Below are 17527 nucleotides of genomic sequence, written 5' to 3'. Positions count from 1 at the left end.
ACAATATTTTCGGTTTTTAACTCAATCAATATCAAATTATAACGTATAGTTTGACTTTTTTTTAACTTTTAGAGTTAATCAGTTCCGTTATTTTATGTTAAATTTACTTAATCTTTAATTAAAATGCCCATAGATATGAAAAAACTAATTGTTTCTTTCGCTATAATTACAGCCTTAATCATTGGCTGTAAAACAAATAATAAATCAAATGATGCCAAAACTCTAACTGTTGCGCTAGAACCAAAAAGCAACAGTAAAGTAGCCGGAACTGCTACTTTTGTTGAGAAAAATGGCAAAGTAACTTTTACAGCAAAAATCACAGGATTAGAGCCTGGAGTCCACGCTATCCATATTCATGAAAAAGCAGATTGCAGCGCCGCAGACGGAAGTTCTGCTGGAGGACACTGGAATCCAACTTTCAAAAAACATGGAAAATGGGGAGTTGGAGAATATCATAAAGGTGATATCGGAAACTTTACAGCTGACGCAAAAGGTAACGGATCTATCACCCTAACTACAGACGAATGGTGTGTTGGATGTGGAGATTCTAATAAAGATGTTCTTGGAAAAGGTTTGATCGTACATGCAGGAACAGATGATTTTACCACTCAGCCAACAGGAAATGCCGGAGGAAGAGTGGCTTGCGCAGGAATCATTAAATAAGAAATATTTGAATAACCGCTATTTTTAACAAAATATAGCGGTTATTTCATTTTAAAATGAATCCTAAAACAAGAAAAAGACATAGCTTTGCATCAGCAAAATTAAGTCCATGATTAATCCATCAGCACCAGGCTGGATCGATAAGTTTTTTAGTGAACAGAAGTTTTCAGAAGCTATTCCTTTTGAGACTGTAGACTTGTTTTACTATAAAGTGAGAGAAACGGGATTTATTTACGGCCATATTATTGCTATAGATTCACAAGTTCCAATTCCGATAAAAGGCTGGTTTAAAACCGAAATTTCAAAAGTAGCTTTACTTAATACGCTCTACCATGTGTTTTGCTTAGAGAAAAGAAATTCGGAACCTAAAAATTTTATTTCAGAAGTTTTAAAGTTTTACAAGCAAATGAATCCAGAAGGATTTAATTTGTTTAAAATTTTATTGCCTAAAGACACTCCTTCTCTATCTCTGGAAAATATTATTGACCAGAGAGTTCAAACCAATGACAGCATTATCAGCAAAAACTTTTCGCATTTGGTGACCAATGCGCTTTTGTTTATTGATGTTTTAGCTTTCAGACAATATTTGGAACACGGAGAAATTCCTGAAAAATATTTAAAACGAATTGAAGAAACAGTTCTTGGAATTGTTGGTTTGGCTTTGAAAACCAAAACTGTAAAATCGCAGCACGACGATCTTCTGATAAAACTTTTTGAAGCTTCTATTCGCTATTCAAAATTTTCAAAAGTAACAGTTGAGACTTTAGAAACTTTGAATCTTGATTACTTTAAAAACAAATTGGAGCAATATTACCTGATTGACATGGCCGGAATGGCGTTGTGGAGTGATGGCGTTGTAGAAAATGAAGAATCGTATTTTCTATATGCCTTAGGTTCAACAATGGGAGTTCCTGATGATTTTGTGACCAAAAGTATGGACACAACCAATACTTTTATCACCACTCACAAAAAGAAAATACCGTACTTTAATTATTCAAATCCTGTCAAACATTTTTATGACCAAATGACGCACAGCGTAGTCAAATTAATTATAAGAAATAAAAACAGATTAATTAAAGAGATTGTTCAAAGTAAAGAATTAATGGTGCTTCTTGCCTATTCTACAACAAGAGATTTGGATGCGAAGGAAAAGAAAAAAGTAAAAAAACAGCTTTTAGATATCTGTAAAACCATTCCGTCACTTACAATTTTCTTACTTCCGGGAGGAAGCTTATTATTGCCGATATTGATTAAGTTTATTCCAACAATGCTTCCATCAGCATTTAATGAGAATTTAGACGAAAACGAATAAAAAAAATCGCCCTTTATAAGGGCGATTTCTATTTATCTATTAAAGGTCTAACTGATAAACTGAATCCAATTCATCGTTTGAACTGATGGTTACATTCAAATCGGTTACAAAACCAGAATTCAATCCGTAAACCCAACCGTGAAGCATAAGGTCTTGTCCATTTTTCCAAGCTCCTTGAACAATTGATGTTTTAGCTAAATTATAAACTTGTTCTTTTGCATTGATTTCAACAAAAGCATTAAAACGTTCTGTTTCATCTTCAATTGAGTTCAAATATTTGTCATGTAAACGATACTCATCTTTAATGTGACGAATCCAGTTATCAATAATTCCAACCGACTGGTTACCCATTGCAGCTTTCACACCACCGCATCCGTAGTGTCCGCACACAATGATATGCTTAATTTTTAAAACATTTACGGCATAATCCAGAACACTAAGCATATTCATATCAGAATGCACTACCATATTGGCAATGTTACGGTGAACAAAAACTTCTCCTGGTTTTGCGCCAACAATTTCGTTTGCAGGAACACGGCTGTCAGAACACCCAATCCACAATAATGGTGGCTGTTGTCCTTTTGCCAAATCAGCAAAATAATTCGGGTCTTTTGCCAATGAAGTTTCAACCCACTTTTTATTGTTTTCTAATAACTGCTCATAAAATTTTCTCATTTCTTTATTTTTTTGTGTGGTAATTTTTAAGTTATAATAGCCTCAAAAAATGAACTTGATGTAAAGTTACCTAAATTTTGACATTTCTTAGGCCTTAAAAACTCCTAAATTTAATTATTCTTCTCTAACAACTTCTCTTTTAACCAGTTCTCTTTTTGCCACATCATAATAATGTTCAATCGTAACATGATTATTATTTTCTGGCGTATTTTCTAGTTCGTATGCTTCTTTAAATCCTTTAAGCTTCACTTTTATATTTTCATCAACTGCTCTAGTTTCTTTAAATTCGCGAATCAAATCTAAAACATCATGCGCAATATACTCCGTATCATGAGCATTGATGATTACTTTTGAATTTTCTGGAATTTCATTTAAAGTCTGTTTGATAGCCGCTTTATTTAAAAACGAAACTTCCTGCGCTAAATCGATATGAATGATATCACCGTCTTCATATTCTTCTTTTTTAAAGACATAAGCTCTTTTTAAATTTCCTCTCAAAACAAAAATAATACTGATGATAATTCCCAACGCAACACCTTTTAGCAAATCTGTCGCAACAACAAAGACCAAAGTTGCGATGAAAGGTACAAACTGGTATTTCCCCTTTTCCCAGAAATGCATAAAGGTTGCTGGTTTTGCTAATTTATATCCGACCAAAATCAAAACCGTCGCCAATGTTGCCAACGGAATTTTGTTCAGAATTGCCGGAATAGATAATACACTTATTAATAAAAGTATACCGTGAATAATAGTTGACATTTTAGATTTTGCGCCTGCATTGTTATTCGCTGACGAACGCACCACAACAGATGTCATAGGAAGTCCTCCTAAAAGCGAACTGACTACGTTTCCTATTCCCTGAGCTTTAAGCTCAACATTGGTGTCAGTATAACGTTTTTGCACATCCATTCTATCAGAAGCCTCAATACATAAAAGAGTCTCAATAGAAGCGACAATGGCAATTGTAATAGCAACCACCCAAACTTGCGGATTTGTAACAGCAGTGAAGTCTGGCATTATTATAATTGATTTAAAGTCTTCAAAAGATTTTGGAACTGGCAAAGAAACCAAATGTTCTTTCGCAATTGCCAAAGTGCTTCCTGTAGATACAAATATTTCGTTTAAAACTACTCCAGCAATAACAGCGACTAAAGCTCCTGGAACCAGTTTTATTCTTTTTAAGAAAGGAACTTTATCCCAAGCTAATAAAATTACTAATGAAACTGCCGAAACCACAACAGCTCCTAAATGAATATGATTTAAAACATCAAACAAAAATGAAAACGAATTACTTCCATCATTTTGAATAAAAGCTTGATCTCCTTCGAAATCTGCATCATAACCAAAAGCGTGCGGTATTTGTTTTAAGATAATAATAATTCCGATACCGGCTAACATACCCTCTATTACGTTTGTTGGAAAATAATTCGATATACTTCCCGCTTTTAAAAATCCTAATGCTAATTGAATTAGTCCAGCAATAAAAACAGACATTAAAAATACATCGAACGCACCTAAATCGGTAATAGCGGTTAAAATGATAGCGGTTAACCCAGCAGCTGGACCTGATACACTAATATGTGATTGGCTTAAATATCCTACAACGATACCCCCCACAACACCAGCGATAATTCCAGAAAATAACGGTGCTCCAGAAGCCATTGCAATACCTAAACACAATGGAAGAGCCACCAAGAAAACCACTAAACCTGAAGCAAAATCAGATTTAAGGTTAGCAAAAAGATTGATTTTTTTTGTCATAATATAATACTAAAAAAATTATTCATTAAAGATTTGCCACATCTCAATAGAAATGCGGATAAAGATCAAAATAATCGGAAGTATTATGCTACGTTTGGCGGTGGAGCAAATATGCTCGGAGATATGTTGTCTAGTTTGACAATATTTTCAGAAATAATTGTTTTTTTCTCGATATAAACCGGAATCAAAACTTCATGCTCAAGAATTGTAGGGTGAACTACATTTTTAAGTTCCTTGTGCACTTCTTCTTCAGCAATGCTAAAAGATATAGCCGTATTATTCCCTTTCTTTAACGCCTGAACAATTGTTGGGGTCGATAAGAAGGCAATAAAAATGAATAATAATATGCGGGCTATAAATTTCATCAAAGCAAAAATAGCGTTAAACAAATAAAATCAAAGAGATTTTTATAGAAATTTAACACAAACAAAAAAGCAGAATGCAATTTTCATCCCATTCTGCTTCTATTTTATTAAAAACCAATATATTATAACGATTCTTCTAACCAAGCATTCATCATCCAAATTGTTTTTTCCTGCTCAGCAATAAAGTCGCTCATCATAGAATTGGTTCCTTCATCATTAATTTCGTCAGATTTGTTCAATATTTCTCTTTCGATTTTTAATAAATCAGATAAGGAGTGAACAATCAATTGAACTGCTTTTTCATCGTTAGAAATATTCTTTCCAACCGTCAATTTATTATTTTGAATATAATCTTCAAAAGTATGCAGAGGCGTTCCTCCTATTGTTAGCACTCTTTCTGCGATCATATCTATTTTAAGTTGTGCATCTGTATATAATTCTTCAAACTTAACATGTAAATCAAAGAAGCGCTTTCCGCGAATATTCCAGTGAATCCCTCTTAAGTTTTGATAATATACTTGAAAATTTGATAATAATACATTCAATTCTTGTACTAACAATTCTGATTCTTTTACTGGTAATCCTAAAATATTTGTCTTCATAATCTTATTTTTTACACTAATTTACTACAAATTTAGAGTAACTTTACTAAAATATATATAAATAAAAATTATATTTTCTTATTTTCGCATCACAAATTACTATCAACATGACTATAACTCAATTGCAATATGTGTTAGCGGTTGCTGAGCATAAAAACTTCACTCTTGCTGCTGAAAAATGCTTCGTAACACAGCCAACTTTAAGTATGCAGATACAAAAGATTGAAGAGGAGCTTAATATCTTAATCTTCGATAGAAGCAAAAAACCAATTCAGCTTACTGACATAGGACAAAAAATTGTCAGCCAGGCGAAAAACATCGTAAACGAAGCCGATCGCATAAAAGATATCGTAGAACAGCAGAAAGGTTTTATTGGCGGAGAATTTCGTCTAGGAATTATTCCAACGATTATGCCTACACTTCTGCCCATGTTTTTGAATAATTTCATTAAGAAATATCCAAAAGTAAAACTCTTAATTGAGGAGCTGAATACAGAGGAAATCATTACAAAACTAAAAAACGGGCATCTAGATGCTGCAATTGCCGCAACGCCGCTTGAAGACGAAAAAATCAAGGAAATTGTATTGTACTTTGAACCATTCGTAGCCTACATTCCTGAGCATCATGCTAGTTTTCAGAAAGAAGAAATTGAAGTAGCCGACTTAAACCTCAATGAAATTCTGCTTTTACAAGACGGTCACTGTTTTAGAGACGGCATTTTGAATTTATGTAAAAGCGTCTCTGACGTCGATCAAAATAATTTTCAGATTCAAAGCGGAAGTTTTGAAACTTTAATTAAATTGGCAGACGAAGGCCTTGGTACAACGTTACTTCCGTACTTGCACACCTTAGACTTAAAAGAATCCGATAAACTGAAACTTCGTAATTTTAAGGAACCAAAACCAGCCCGAGAGGTAAGTTTGATTTACCCAAAGAGCGAATTAAAGATGCAAATCATTGATGCATTAAGATCTACAATTGCTGGAGTTGTAAAAGGCGCAATTGTTTTTCAGAATGTTCAAATCATCAGTCCATTACAAAAGAAAGCGCAATAAAAAAGGAGCCAATTTGGCTCCTTTCTTTTTATACTTTAATTAGTTGTAGACTTTGTTTTAATTCTGGTTTTCCGACAACGAAATTCAGTAACCACTCTTGCAATTGTTCCATTTCGTAAGGCAACAGTGTTTTGATAGCTTTTTCTAACTCTTTGCAGAAAAGTACCGGATCGAAACTAACTCTTTCAAGTATTGATTTCGTGTAATCAAACATCATTTTTGACATAATAAAATAAGATTTTCGGGGGTTATCTATTTTTTTAAACTCGCACCAAATTTAAACAAATAACCAACATAAACATTACTTTTAACTTATTTTTTAAAAAACTTTAGCAACGAATACGTTTTCTTAAAACAAATAAATCAATATAGAATTATTCTAAATTATTCATTTGAACCGTTTTAAAAGCTCGAAACATTTCCCTTTTTCCTGGAGGTCCTGTTAATTTTTCTACCGTAAATCCAACTTCCATCATGCTTCTCTTCACAACTCCTCGAGCAGCATAGGTAACCAAAACGCCGTTTGGTTTTAAGCTATTGTACATTTTCTGAAAAATTTCAGTACTCCAAAGCTCCGGTTGTACTCTATATCCGAAGGCATCAAAGTAAATCAAATCAAAAATTTCAAAATCGTTTATTTCGTGAAAAAATTGTTTTCTTTTGGTTAACGAGAACAGGTCGCAAATTTCTATTTTTTCATTCCATTCACTTTTATGCATTTTCTCAAAAATGTTCTCAAATTCCAATGCCTCAAGTTCATTGGCATAATTCATCTCCAAGATTTCATCTGCATCAACAGGATATGCCTCTACTCCAACATAATCTATTCTCTGATTTTTTCTAATAGCTTCCAAATACGTGATAAAAGCATTTAAACCAGTCCCAAAACCTATTTCTAATATACTTATCGGATTTTCAAATAATGAAAGACCATTTTTAATAAAAACATGTTTTGCTTCCTGAATTGCTCCGTGTTTTGAATGATAACACTCGTCCCATTCAGGCAAACGAATTGTAGTTGAGCCATCTAGCGTTTTAATTATTTCCCTTTTCACCTTTTAAGAATTTAATAATAGCTTATTGTTGATTTTCAAGCCATTTCAATAATCAAATTTAGTCAAAACAAATGCGTAAAGCCTTAAAAAACGACACTTTTTTCATAAAATCTTTATAAAAATCAATTAAATATTTGAGTTTATTATAGGATAAACAAATCTCAATCAAAACCTATAAATAATGAATTTTCACTAAGCATTTTACAGATTTTTACGTAATTTTGCATTCGATAAATTCCATTTTACACGATATCATCACTTTAGATTTCTGAGAGTGAAGAATATCTCACAAAAAACATACATAACTATGAGTACAACTCAAACGAGCAAAATTGAAATCATTAAAGCTACTTCTACAAAAATAAACGAAGTAGATTTTGACAACTTAAGTTTTGGTGCTGTATTTACAGACCATTTATTCGAATGCGATTTTAAAAACGGGCAATGGCAAAATCCTGTCATTAAGCCTTATGCTCCAATTTTAATGGATCCTTCATCAAAAGTCTTCCATTATGGGCAAGCGATTTTTGAAGGAATGAAAGCTTATAAGGATGACAATAATGATGTTTGGTTGTTTAGACCAGATGAAAACTTCAAGCGTTTTAATAAATCTGCTGTAAGGATGGCAATGCCAGAAGTTCCAGAAGCTATTTTTATGGATGGTTTAAATGAATTATTGAAATTAGACAAAGATTGGATTCAGAGAGGAAACGGAGCTAGTATGTACATTCGTCCTTTCATGATTGCTACAGGTCCTGGAGTAATTGCAAATCCTTCTGATGAATATAAATTTATGATTTTACTTTCTCCAGCAAAAGCATATTACGGAGGTGAAGTAAAAGTTATCATTGCAGAACATTTCAGTAGAGCTGCAAACGGTGGTATCGGGGCTGCAAAAGCTGCAGGAAACTACGCTGCTCAATTTTACCCAACTAACTTGGCAAACAAAGATGGTTTCCAACAAGTTATCTGGACTGATGATGCAACGCACACAAAACTAGAAGAAGCTGGAACAATGAACGTGTTCTTCAGAATTAACGATACTTTATTAACAGCTCCAACAAGCGAAAGAATTTTAGATGGTGTTACCAGAAAAAGCTTGATCGCAATGGCTGAAAAAGAAGGATTAAAAGTTGAAGTTCGTCCTGTAATTGTTTCTGAATTGGTAGAAGCTGCTAAAAACGGATCTTTGAAAGAAATCTTCGGAGCAGGAACTGCTGCTGTAATCAGCGTTATCAAAGGATTCTCTTATAAAGATGAGTACTTTGAAATGGCTCCAATTGAGAATTCTTATGCTTCTTTCTTAAAAGAAAAATTAACAAATCTTCAAAACAAACTTTCTGAGGATACTTTTGGATGGACAGTGAAAGTTCAATAATCCAAAACCATATTAAAAAAGAAACCCGATAAATTAAAGTTTATCGGGTTTTTCATTTTTCCTTTATTATTAAATTTTAGCTTCTCGTTGCCGAGTTACTTGCGAAGATTTGCTTCGCCAGTTCGCTATCGCTCGGGTCTCCTTCGTCGAAATGACAAAAATAACGTAAAGCTTTGCGAGCTTGGCCTTTTTCTAAGAACTGCAGAAAAAAAACTTAGCGTTCTTTGCGTTAAAAAACTTCTTTACAATAATTTCGAAAAATCAGGTTTAAAATAATTTGGACCTTTCATAACTTTTCCGTCTTCGCGATAAATTGGTTTTCCGTCTTCACCCAATTTGCTCATATTGCTGCGTTGTATTTCATCAAAAACAGCCTCTATCTTATCTTGAAGTCCGTGCTCGATAATTGTGCCGCACAAGATGTACATCATATCCCCAAGCGCATCTGCAATTTCAACCAAATCATTATTTTGAACCGCCTCGTAATATTCCTCATTTTCTTCCTTCATCAAATTATAACGAAGCAATTTTTTCTCTGCTCCTACATCGGCAATTGGAGTTGCACTGTGGCCAATTTTAAAAGCAGTGTGAAATTCGGTTACGGCGTCAAGTTGTTTTTTCATATAGTAGTTTTCTTTTTTTTTGCTAATTTAAGTCACTTTCTGATAAATCTGAAAATTTATTCAATGAAATGAAAAGGCAATTTAGCAGCAAATCGTTTACAAATCTCTAAATTTGCTAAAAATTTTTACAATTATGTTTAGTCAAGGACAAGTACTATTTGGAGTATGTTTTTTTATCGCTTTTGTAATCATTATGATATTTGCTTATCGAAAAGATTTGAAATTGCACAAAGTCTTTTATAAAGGGAATTATAAAGTACTCCTTGCTTTTCTGCTTTTCATTGTCCTTTTGTTCGTAATTAAAATCTTTCTAAAAAGATAAATTATTCTGGTCGAAATAAAATAAAACCTAATAATTAGGGGTTATTAGTAAGACTCATTATAAAATTTATAACTTTACCGAAACCAAACAATCTACCATGAAAATTCTAAAGTATTTATTTCTTTTTGCACTTTTAAGCTTTGTTGCTCTTACTGTTTTTGTTGCTACTCAGAAAGGAGATTTTTCTGTAGAAAGAAGTAAAGTTATCAATTCGCCTCGTGCAACGGTTTATAACTACCTGAATGACTTTAGAAATTACGAAGATTTTGAATCATGGTCTGTTGAAGATCCTACGATTAAAATGACCTATGCTAATAAAACCAGTGGTAATGGCGCTACATTTTATTGGGATGGTGCAGACGGAAAAGGAAATTCTATTATTCTTAAAACGAAAGATGGAGAAAGCATCGATCAAAAAATGCAGTTTGATGGCACCGAAGCCGATGTAAACTGGACCTTAAAAGATACTTTAAACGGCAAAACAAAAGTTACTTGGAAAGGAAAAGGAACTATGAGTTTTCTATTTAAAATATACACCGCTCTTCATGGCGGTTCTGACCGAGTTATTGGAACTATCTATGAAAAAAGTTTAGCCAATATTGACAAAAACTTAGATTACGAAACTAAAACTTATGCTGTTAAAGTAGATGGAGTGGTTAAGAAAACTGAAACTCCTTATATCAAGCAGACTTTTACTAGCGAAATTGCCAAAGTAAGCAAGAATGCTAGAATTGTAATTCCGAAGCTTATTCAGTTTAGCGAAACAAATGGTTTGTCTGCGGCAGGAAAACCTTTTATCATTTATCATACTTACGACACTAAAAATGGTTTAGCAAAGATTTCGATCTGTTTGCCTATCAATAAAGAGATTTCAACAAGTTCAGGAAGCGATATTTTAGCAGGAAAACTAAATGGTTTCGATGCTGTAAAAACAACGCTTAATGGAGATTATTCTCATAGAAACGAAGCCATTGCAAAAACAACAGCTTATATCAACAATCAAAAGATTATTCCAGATTTAAGCTGGTCCCATCTTGAAATTTTAACATTAAGCAAATTGGATGTAAAAGCTTCATCTAAATTAGTGACTGAAATTTATTTTCCAATAAAACCAAAAGTAGTTCCTGTTGCCACAGAACCTGTTTATGCCACAGAAAGCGCTGGCGAAACAGCAAGCGAGCCACGTGTAGAACAACCTACAGAAAAGCCTCGCATAGAACCTGTAAAACGTAAACCTGCTGCACCAACTCCAGCTCCTGCGCAAACACCTGCACAAGAAGAAGATTCAGAATTTTAAATAATTTCAAAAGCGCATTAAACCTTTTGTTTTAAATTCTGTCTAACTTCTATTAAAAAAGTTTACAAAACAAAAAGTTTGATAGACGAGAAAGAATTTATAAAACAACTATTAACCCCTGAAACGCAAAATACTGCGTTTCAAAAACTCTTGTCTGATTATCAGAAACCTTTGTATTCTCATATTCGAAACATTGTTTTGAATCATGATGATGCTGATGATGTATTACAGAACACTTTTGTAAAAGTCTTTCAAAATCTTAAAAACTTTAAAGGAGAAAGTAAACTTTTTTCCTGGATGTATCGTATTGCCACGAATGAAGCTTTGACTTTTTTATCGCAAAAAGCAAAATTAAGTGGAATTTCTTCTGAAGATCTGCAAAACAAAACCATTGACAGTTTAAAAGCCGATCTCTATTTTGATGGAGATGAAATTCAAATCAAACTTCAAAAAGCGATTGTAACGCTTCCGGAGAAACAGCAATTGGTTTTCAAAATGAAATATTTTGAAGAATTAAAATATGAAGAAATTGCAGATATTTTAGGAACATCTGTTGGAGCCCTTAAAGCATCTTATCATCACGCAGTAAAAAAAATCGAATTATATGTTACATCAAATTAAACCTTTTGTAACTAAAACTATCTTATAAGTATTATGAAAACATTTAAATTAGAAAACGAACCCAAAATAAAATCTGGATTTAAAGCTCCAGAAAACTATTTTGATGATTTTTCGGAAAAGGTTTTACAGCAGTTAAAAGAAAAAGAAGTTAAGGTAATTCCTTTTTACAAACGCAACAAAACAATTTCTATAGCGGCCGCTGCAGCAATTATTTTTGCATTATTAATACCGATCATAAATAACTATAAAGCCAATTCAAACGAACTTGACGAAGCCACTTTAGAAAATTATTTATCATATCACTCCAATATCAGCCAATACGATTTAATTCAAACCTTAGATGACAGTGATATCGAAAAATTAGGAAATGATGTTACACTAGAAGATGAAACGCTAGAAGATATTTTAGCTGCAAGTCCGAACATAGAACACTTAATTTCAGAACAAAATTAAATCAAACTTAACTCAACAACTTAGCTTAACAATGAAAATAAAAAACATTTTACCGCTATTACTATTTCTGACAAGCTTTTCAATTTTTGCCCAAAATGGAAAAATTGATGAAAAGCGAGAAAAGATTAAAGCTTTTAAAGTATCATTTTTAACGACAGAATTAGAACTAACTTCAACTGAAGCCGAAAAATTCTGGCCAATTTATAATGCTTATGATGATAAACAATATGAATTGAAGTATCTGAAAATGAAGACTTATATAAAACAGTTAAAAGATGAAAACCTTAAAAACCTTTCTGATAAAGAAGCTGTTACGTTATTATCTCAAATAGAAAGCACAGATAAAGAAATCTATCAGCTTCGTGAAAAATACATGAACAGTCTGAAAAAAGTACTTCCAGCAAAGAAAATACTATTACTTAAAAAATCTGAAGACGACTTTAACCGAAAATTATTGCAACAATACCGCGACAAAGCCAATAAGGATTAAATCTTAACGATACAACAGCGATAAGAACCCTATATAATAATACTTACTTTATTATTTAGGGTTCTTATTTTTTTATTTAAAATTCAATCGAACTACTTTATTGTGTCCCGCTGCGATTGCAGTATTTCTGTTCACAAAACGGATGGTAAAAAATCTGTTATCTGTAGAAAGCTGCATCCAGTTTTCTCCTCCATTTTGAGAATATTGTATCCCCTCAGAACCTACACAAACAATTTCTCTTCCATTACCCCCAGGAACATATTGCACACATGACGCATAACCAAATCCCATATTCTGACCAATTAGCTGCCAAGTCTTGCCGCCATCTTTTGTGAAAGCTTTATTATTAGCTTTATTATTAGGAAGATCATAATCTCCTCCTGCAATAAAACCTTGTTTAGAATCGTAAAAATCGGCTGTAAAAATTCCTGTCATCTGTTTCCCTTGCACAATTGGAGTCTCTACAACTTTCCATGTTTTTGCCTTATCTGGAGAATAAAAAACACGCGCCTTTTTTCCGCCCGAAACTAACCAAGTATCATTTCCTTTTATAACGATATTCGTATTGCTGGCTGCAAAAGCAGCTTCTCCTGTGCTATTTGTCGGTAATTTATCGGAAAGCAGTTTGGTCCAAGTTTCGCCACCATCTCGAGTAACGATAATTGAAAAAGTATCCTCTGTCGGGTCACCAATTGCAATTCCTTCCTTATCGTTCCAAAACTGCATGCTATCGTAAAAAACTTTTGGATTAATTTCCTTGTAAACCAATTTCACTTTTAGATCCTTTTTTGAAACCGAATATAAAAGTGCTGGATTTGCCACACTTAATAAAAAAATATCTTTTGAAGTTTGCGCTATACTTCTAAATTCCAATTTTAAGGTATCGCGATAAATATGTTCTTCGAATTTTTCTTTTTTATCCAAATCATAATACCCAAAACGAGAATTATCAGCTCCGTACCAAACTTTATTTTTATCAATAAGAATTGCTCTAATACTAATTCTATCTTTAAATAATGTATCTACCGTCATAGATGTAAAGCCATTATTGTACGCAACGTCAGTTTTATAATTAAATGTTCTAAAAGACATCAATAAAATAAAAATAACACAAAATAAGGCGAGTTTTTTCATAGGAAACTTAAAATTTGGTTAACGCTAAAATACAATTAATTCCCACATAGAGAATTAATTTTCCTATTTTTTTGGCAAGATTATTTATTGTTTCATTTACAGAACTTTATCTAAAAAATTTAAAAACCCTTTCTTTTAAATATTTAAAACACTAAAAATCAATATTATACAAATTCAATCAGAACAAATAAATTTTGTGGCACAGTAATTGGATATCTCATAACACAAAATAATTTAATACAAATTAGCCATGAAAGCGAATTTACTTTTAATAGCAATATCAGCCTTAGTTTTTGGTTCTTGCGCTGCGCAAAGTCAAACTACTGTTTATGCAAAAAACTCAGATATAAGCGATAACTTAGATTTAAGAGCTGTTGCTTCGATGTTTGGAGAATCAGCTAATCTTCAAGATTTTGAAAGACGTTTAAATGATCCGAAATACCAAATATCAAATCTTGACCTTAACGGAGATGACGAAGTGGATTATCTTCGTGTAATCGAAAGTGTTGAAAACAGAACTCACGTTGTAATTATCCAAGCGGTTTTGGATCGTGATGTTTACCAAGACGTTGCTACAATAGATGTAGAAAGAGACAATTACAATAAAGTGAGTGTTCAAATTGTTGGAAACGCTTACTTGTACGGAGCAAATTACATCTATGAGCCTGTTTATAGTGTTGCGCCTGTTATTTACACTTCATTTTGGGTAACAAATTACAGACCGTATTATTCTACTTGGTACTGGGGTTACTATCCAACGTATTATACTGCTTGGAGACCTTACCCAGTTTATAGATATAGAAGTAATATCAATGTTTGCATCAACGTACACAATACATACAACTATGTAAATGTGAGAAGAAGCTACAGAGCCCCTGCTATTTACGAAACAAGACGTACTTACGGTTACGAAAGAATGCGTCCTAACTACAGTTTTGCTGAAAGACACGCAAATACATCTAATAGATATGAATTAGAACAAAGACGTGTAGCAAACAGAGAGACTAGCCGAAATACGTATAACACCAACAGAAATTATACTGGAAGAACTACATCTGATAATGGTGTTTCCAACAGAACCTATGCTGAAAACAGAAATGCTACAAACAGAACATCTGTAGACAGAAGCAGCAATGGAAACGGAAACAATAGAGGTTATAACTCTACAGGCAGAAGTACTGAAAGCGTAAGCACAGAAAGAAGCACAAATCGTGGCGGTTATTCAAATAATGGTTATAATAATACTCAAAGAAATGAAAATGCAACTCGTGTACAAAATACTCCAAGAGTAGATTACGGAAGCAGTAATAATTCTAATACATCAAGAGGATATTCTAACCGCGACATGTCTGCTCCAAGAGCTGAAAGAAGTTCAAGAAGTTATTCTGAAAACCAATCTAGCAATTCAAATAGAGACTATTCTGCTAGACCACAGCAAAGCCAACGTTCAGAATCTCCACGTATGAGCCAAGAACCTTCTAGAGGAAATCAAGAATCTAGAGGCGGACAGAGCCAAAGAGATAACGGGTCAGGCTCTAGAGGAAATGGCAGAAGAGGTTAATTTTCGAAATAAATAATATTCAAAAAGGAAAGCACAATTTTACGATTGTGCTTTTTTTTATCTTTTTAATTTTAATTGCTGCTAATTTGTTTTAAAACAGTAAATTTGCAACCGTCTTTTTATAAAATTATACATGAGCGCATCGCATAAAAACTTACATAGTAAGTTGTCTATAGGGGGTTTATTGATTACTTTAGGGATTATTTATGGAGATATTGGTACTTCTCCACTATACGTAATGAAGGCTATTTTGGGCGATCATACGATAAATGCTGATATTGTTTTAGGAGGCATTTCTTGTGTGTTTTGGACCCTTACATTACAAACTACAATAAAATATGTACTTATTACTTTAAGTGCAGACAACCACGGCGAAGGAGGAATTTTTGCCTTATATGCATTGGTCAAGAAAACAAAAATCCAATGGCTCATAGTGCCAGCCATTATTGGTGGTAGCGCCTTGCTCGCCGACGGAATTATAACCCCGCCTATTTCGATTTCTTCAGCTGTAGAAGGAATTAGGGCATTTTATCCAACGATGAAGACACAGACTATTGTCTATATCGTAATTACCATTTTATTTATTTTATTTACCATTCAGCAGTTTGGAACTAAATTGGTTGGAAAATTCTTTGCTCCAATGATGTTAATCTGGTTCGCTATGTTAGGTACCGTCGGAGCAATTCAGGTATTGAATTATCCTGAAGTAATAAAAGCGATCAATCCTTATTACGCTTATCATTTATTATCGATTCATCCTGATGGTTTCTTCGTTCTTGGTTTCGTATTCTTATGTACAACTGGAGCTGAGGCATTGTATTCTGACATGGGACACTGCGGAAGAAAAAATATTAGAATCAGCTGGATTTTTGTAAAAACTACTTTAGTGTTAAACTATTTCGGACAAGCCGCTTATTTAATTCACCACGAAGGAAGCACTTTACAGCAATTAGGAGGTGAAAACGGAAATCCGTTTTACTTGATTATGCCACATTGGTTTTTGCCTTTTGGAATTGTAGTAGCGACTCTTGCTGCCGTAATTGCTTCTCAGGCACTTATTTCTGGTTCGTTTACATTAATTAACGAGGCGATGCGTCTGAACTTCTGGCCAAAAGTAAAAATTAAATATCCAACAGAAGTAAAAGGCCAATTATACATTCCGTCAATCAACTGGCTATTGTTTTTTGGCTGTGTTGGAATAGTTTTACATTTTGAAGAATCAGGAAACATGGAGCATGCGTATGGTCTTGCGATTATTTTATGTATGATCATGACCACGATTCTATTAAACTATTACTTAATCATGAAACGTGTAAAACTGTACTTTATGGTACCGTTAATTACAATTTACTTATTGATTGAATTCAGTTTTCTTTTTGCTAATATTACCAAATTTGCTGAAGGTGGTTACGTAACATTAATCATTGCGAGTTTGCTGATTTCTGTAATGACTATCTGGTATTTAGCTAAGAAAATCAATAAAAACTACACCAAAGTGGTTAAAATTGATGACTACAAACGTGTTTTAGTTGAGTTAAGCCAAGATTTATCTATTCCGAAATATGCCACACATTTGGTTTATATGACCAATGCAAATCGCGTTGATGAATTGGAAGAAAAAGTAATTTATTCGATCCTTCAAAAACGCCCAAAAAGAGCTGATATTTATTGGTTCGTTCACGTTAATATTTTAACTGAACCTTACAAAACGCAATATAAAGTAACAGAAATTGCCAAAGACGATATTTATAGAATTGATTTCAACTTAGGTTTTAGAGAACCAACTAAAATCAACTTGATGTTTAGAGAAGTTATCAAAGACATGGTAAAACGAGGCGAAGTAGATATTACCAGCCGTTACGAATCTTTAAACAAAAACAATATTATTGGAGACTTTAAATTTGTATTGTCTGAGAAATTCTTATCAAACGACAACGATTTAAGATGGCATGAAAACATTATCATGAACTCTTATTTCTTCATAAAAAAACTGAGTTTGTCTGAAGAAAGAGCTTTTGGTCTAGACAGCAGTTCTGTTAAAATAGAAAAATTCCCGATGGTGCTTCACGCTCCAGAAAATATTGGATTAACACGTATTACAAAATAATACTCTTTTAAATAATTCAAAAAAAACACTCTAATTTGGAGTGTTTTTTTCTT

Annotated in this window: 18 protein-coding genes; 10 read left to right on the top strand and 8 right to left on the bottom strand. The window is 33.1% G+C overall.

Annotated features, from left to right (window positions below):
- The first annotated feature begins 135 nt into the window (after window positions 1-135).
- Window positions 136-663: a superoxide dismutase family protein gene (locus GR162_RS11125; RefSeq protein WP_160782205.1), complete on the top strand. Its 528-nt coding sequence runs from the start codon at window positions 136-138 to the stop codon at window positions 661-663.
- Between the two features lie 109 nt (window positions 664-772).
- The gene (locus GR162_RS11120; protein ID WP_160782204.1) at window positions 773-1975 is read left to right on the top strand and encodes an LETM1-related biofilm-associated protein; all 1203 of its coding nucleotides are present in this window, start codon (window positions 773-775) and stop codon (window positions 1973-1975) included.
- A 39-nt stretch (window positions 1976-2014) separates the two neighbouring features.
- On the opposite strand, the gene can is transcribed toward GR162_RS11120, so the two are convergent.
- The 4 genes from can to GR162_RS11100 form a co-directional block, all read right to left on the bottom strand.
- Window positions 2015-2650: a carbonate dehydratase gene (can, locus tag GR162_RS11115; protein ID WP_160782203.1), complete on the bottom strand. Its 636-nt coding sequence runs from the start codon at window positions 2648-2650 to the stop codon at window positions 2015-2017.
- Between the two features lie 114 nt (window positions 2651-2764).
- Complete coding sequence (locus GR162_RS11110) at window positions 2765-4411, bottom strand: SulP family inorganic anion transporter (RefSeq protein ID WP_160782202.1); 1647 nt, start codon at window positions 4409-4411, stop codon at window positions 2765-2767.
- Window positions 4412-4494: 83 nt separating this feature from the next.
- Window positions 4495-4776 (bottom strand): hypothetical protein, encoded by a 282-nt coding sequence (locus GR162_RS11105; RefSeq protein ID WP_035692090.1) that lies wholly within the window; start codon window positions 4774-4776, stop codon window positions 4495-4497.
- A 122-nt stretch (window positions 4777-4898) separates the two neighbouring features.
- On the bottom strand, window positions 4899-5378 hold the full coding sequence (locus tag GR162_RS11100; RefSeq protein ID WP_008468490.1) for a Dps family protein: 480 nt from the start codon (window positions 5376-5378) through the stop codon (window positions 4899-4901).
- A 107-nt stretch (window positions 5379-5485) separates the two neighbouring features.
- Between GR162_RS11100 and GR162_RS11095 the strand changes: the two genes are divergently transcribed.
- On the top strand, window positions 5486-6433 hold the full coding sequence (locus GR162_RS11095; RefSeq protein WP_008468488.1) for a LysR substrate-binding domain-containing protein: 948 nt from the start codon (window positions 5486-5488) through the stop codon (window positions 6431-6433).
- A 28-nt stretch (window positions 6434-6461) separates the two neighbouring features.
- On the opposite strand, the gene GR162_RS22275 is transcribed toward GR162_RS11095, so the two are convergent.
- Window positions 6462-6659, bottom strand: a complete 198-nt coding sequence (locus tag GR162_RS22275; protein WP_008468486.1) for a hypothetical protein — start codon at window positions 6657-6659, stop codon at window positions 6462-6464.
- Window positions 6660-6807: 148 nt separating this feature from the next.
- The gene (gene mnmD, locus GR162_RS11085) at window positions 6808-7488 is read right to left on the bottom strand and encodes a tRNA (5-methylaminomethyl-2-thiouridine)(34)-methyltransferase MnmD (protein ID WP_160782201.1); all 681 of its coding nucleotides are present in this window, start codon (window positions 7486-7488) and stop codon (window positions 6808-6810) included.
- 307 nt (window positions 7489-7795) lie between these two features.
- Between mnmD and GR162_RS11080 the strand changes: the two genes are divergently transcribed.
- The gene (locus GR162_RS11080; RefSeq protein WP_008468483.1) at window positions 7796-8866 is read left to right on the top strand and encodes a branched-chain amino acid aminotransferase; all 1071 of its coding nucleotides are present in this window, start codon (window positions 7796-7798) and stop codon (window positions 8864-8866) included.
- A 242-nt stretch (window positions 8867-9108) separates the two neighbouring features.
- Here GR162_RS11080 and GR162_RS11075 read toward each other — a convergent pair whose 3' ends face one another.
- Window positions 9109-9489, bottom strand: coding sequence for a nucleoside triphosphate pyrophosphohydrolase family protein (locus GR162_RS11075; protein ID WP_057116704.1), 381 nt, complete (start codon window positions 9487-9489; stop codon window positions 9109-9111).
- 419 nt (window positions 9490-9908) lie between these two features.
- Between GR162_RS11075 and GR162_RS11065 the strand changes: the two genes are divergently transcribed.
- The 4 genes from GR162_RS11065 (at window position 9909) to GR162_RS11050 (ending at window position 12672) form a co-directional block, all read left to right on the top strand.
- Window positions 9909-11108, top strand: coding sequence for an SRPBCC family protein (locus GR162_RS11065; protein WP_160782199.1), 1200 nt, complete (start codon window positions 9909-9911; stop codon window positions 11106-11108).
- A gap of 78 nt (window positions 11109-11186) precedes the next feature.
- On the top strand, window positions 11187-11729 hold the full coding sequence (locus GR162_RS11060) for an RNA polymerase sigma factor (protein WP_160782198.1): 543 nt from the start codon (window positions 11187-11189) through the stop codon (window positions 11727-11729).
- Between the two features lie 33 nt (window positions 11730-11762).
- Window positions 11763-12182 (top strand): hypothetical protein, encoded by a 420-nt coding sequence (locus GR162_RS11055; RefSeq protein WP_160782197.1) that lies wholly within the window; start codon window positions 11763-11765, stop codon window positions 12180-12182.
- 31 nt (window positions 12183-12213) lie between these two features.
- Window positions 12214-12672, top strand: coding sequence for a sensor of ECF-type sigma factor (locus tag GR162_RS11050; RefSeq protein WP_160782196.1), 459 nt, complete (start codon window positions 12214-12216; stop codon window positions 12670-12672).
- A gap of 72 nt (window positions 12673-12744) precedes the next feature.
- Here GR162_RS11050 and GR162_RS11045 read toward each other — a convergent pair whose 3' ends face one another.
- Entirely contained in the window at window positions 12745-13806 is a 1062-nt protein-coding gene (locus tag GR162_RS11045; RefSeq protein WP_160782195.1) for an oxidoreductase, read from the bottom strand.
- Between the two features lie 250 nt (window positions 13807-14056).
- On the opposite strand from GR162_RS11045, the gene GR162_RS11040 reads away from it, so the two are divergent.
- Together GR162_RS11040 and GR162_RS11035 are read left to right on the top strand one after the other, a co-directional pair.
- Window positions 14057-15367, top strand: a complete 1311-nt coding sequence (locus GR162_RS11040) for a DUF3300 domain-containing protein (RefSeq protein ID WP_160782194.1) — start codon at window positions 14057-14059, stop codon at window positions 15365-15367.
- A 133-nt stretch (window positions 15368-15500) separates the two neighbouring features.
- Window positions 15501-17474: a KUP/HAK/KT family potassium transporter gene (locus tag GR162_RS11035; protein ID WP_160782193.1), complete on the top strand. Its 1974-nt coding sequence runs from the start codon at window positions 15501-15503 to the stop codon at window positions 17472-17474.
- Window positions 17475-17527: the final 53 nt, after the last annotated feature.

Origin of the sequence: Flavobacterium sp. HBTb2-11-1 (genome assembly GCF_009826975.1) — a bacterium.
Classification (GTDB): Bacteria; Bacteroidota; Bacteroidia; order Flavobacteriales; family Flavobacteriaceae; genus Flavobacterium.
Note: the sequence above shows the minus strand (reverse complement) of the source record. Positions and strands in the feature narration are given on the sequence as shown.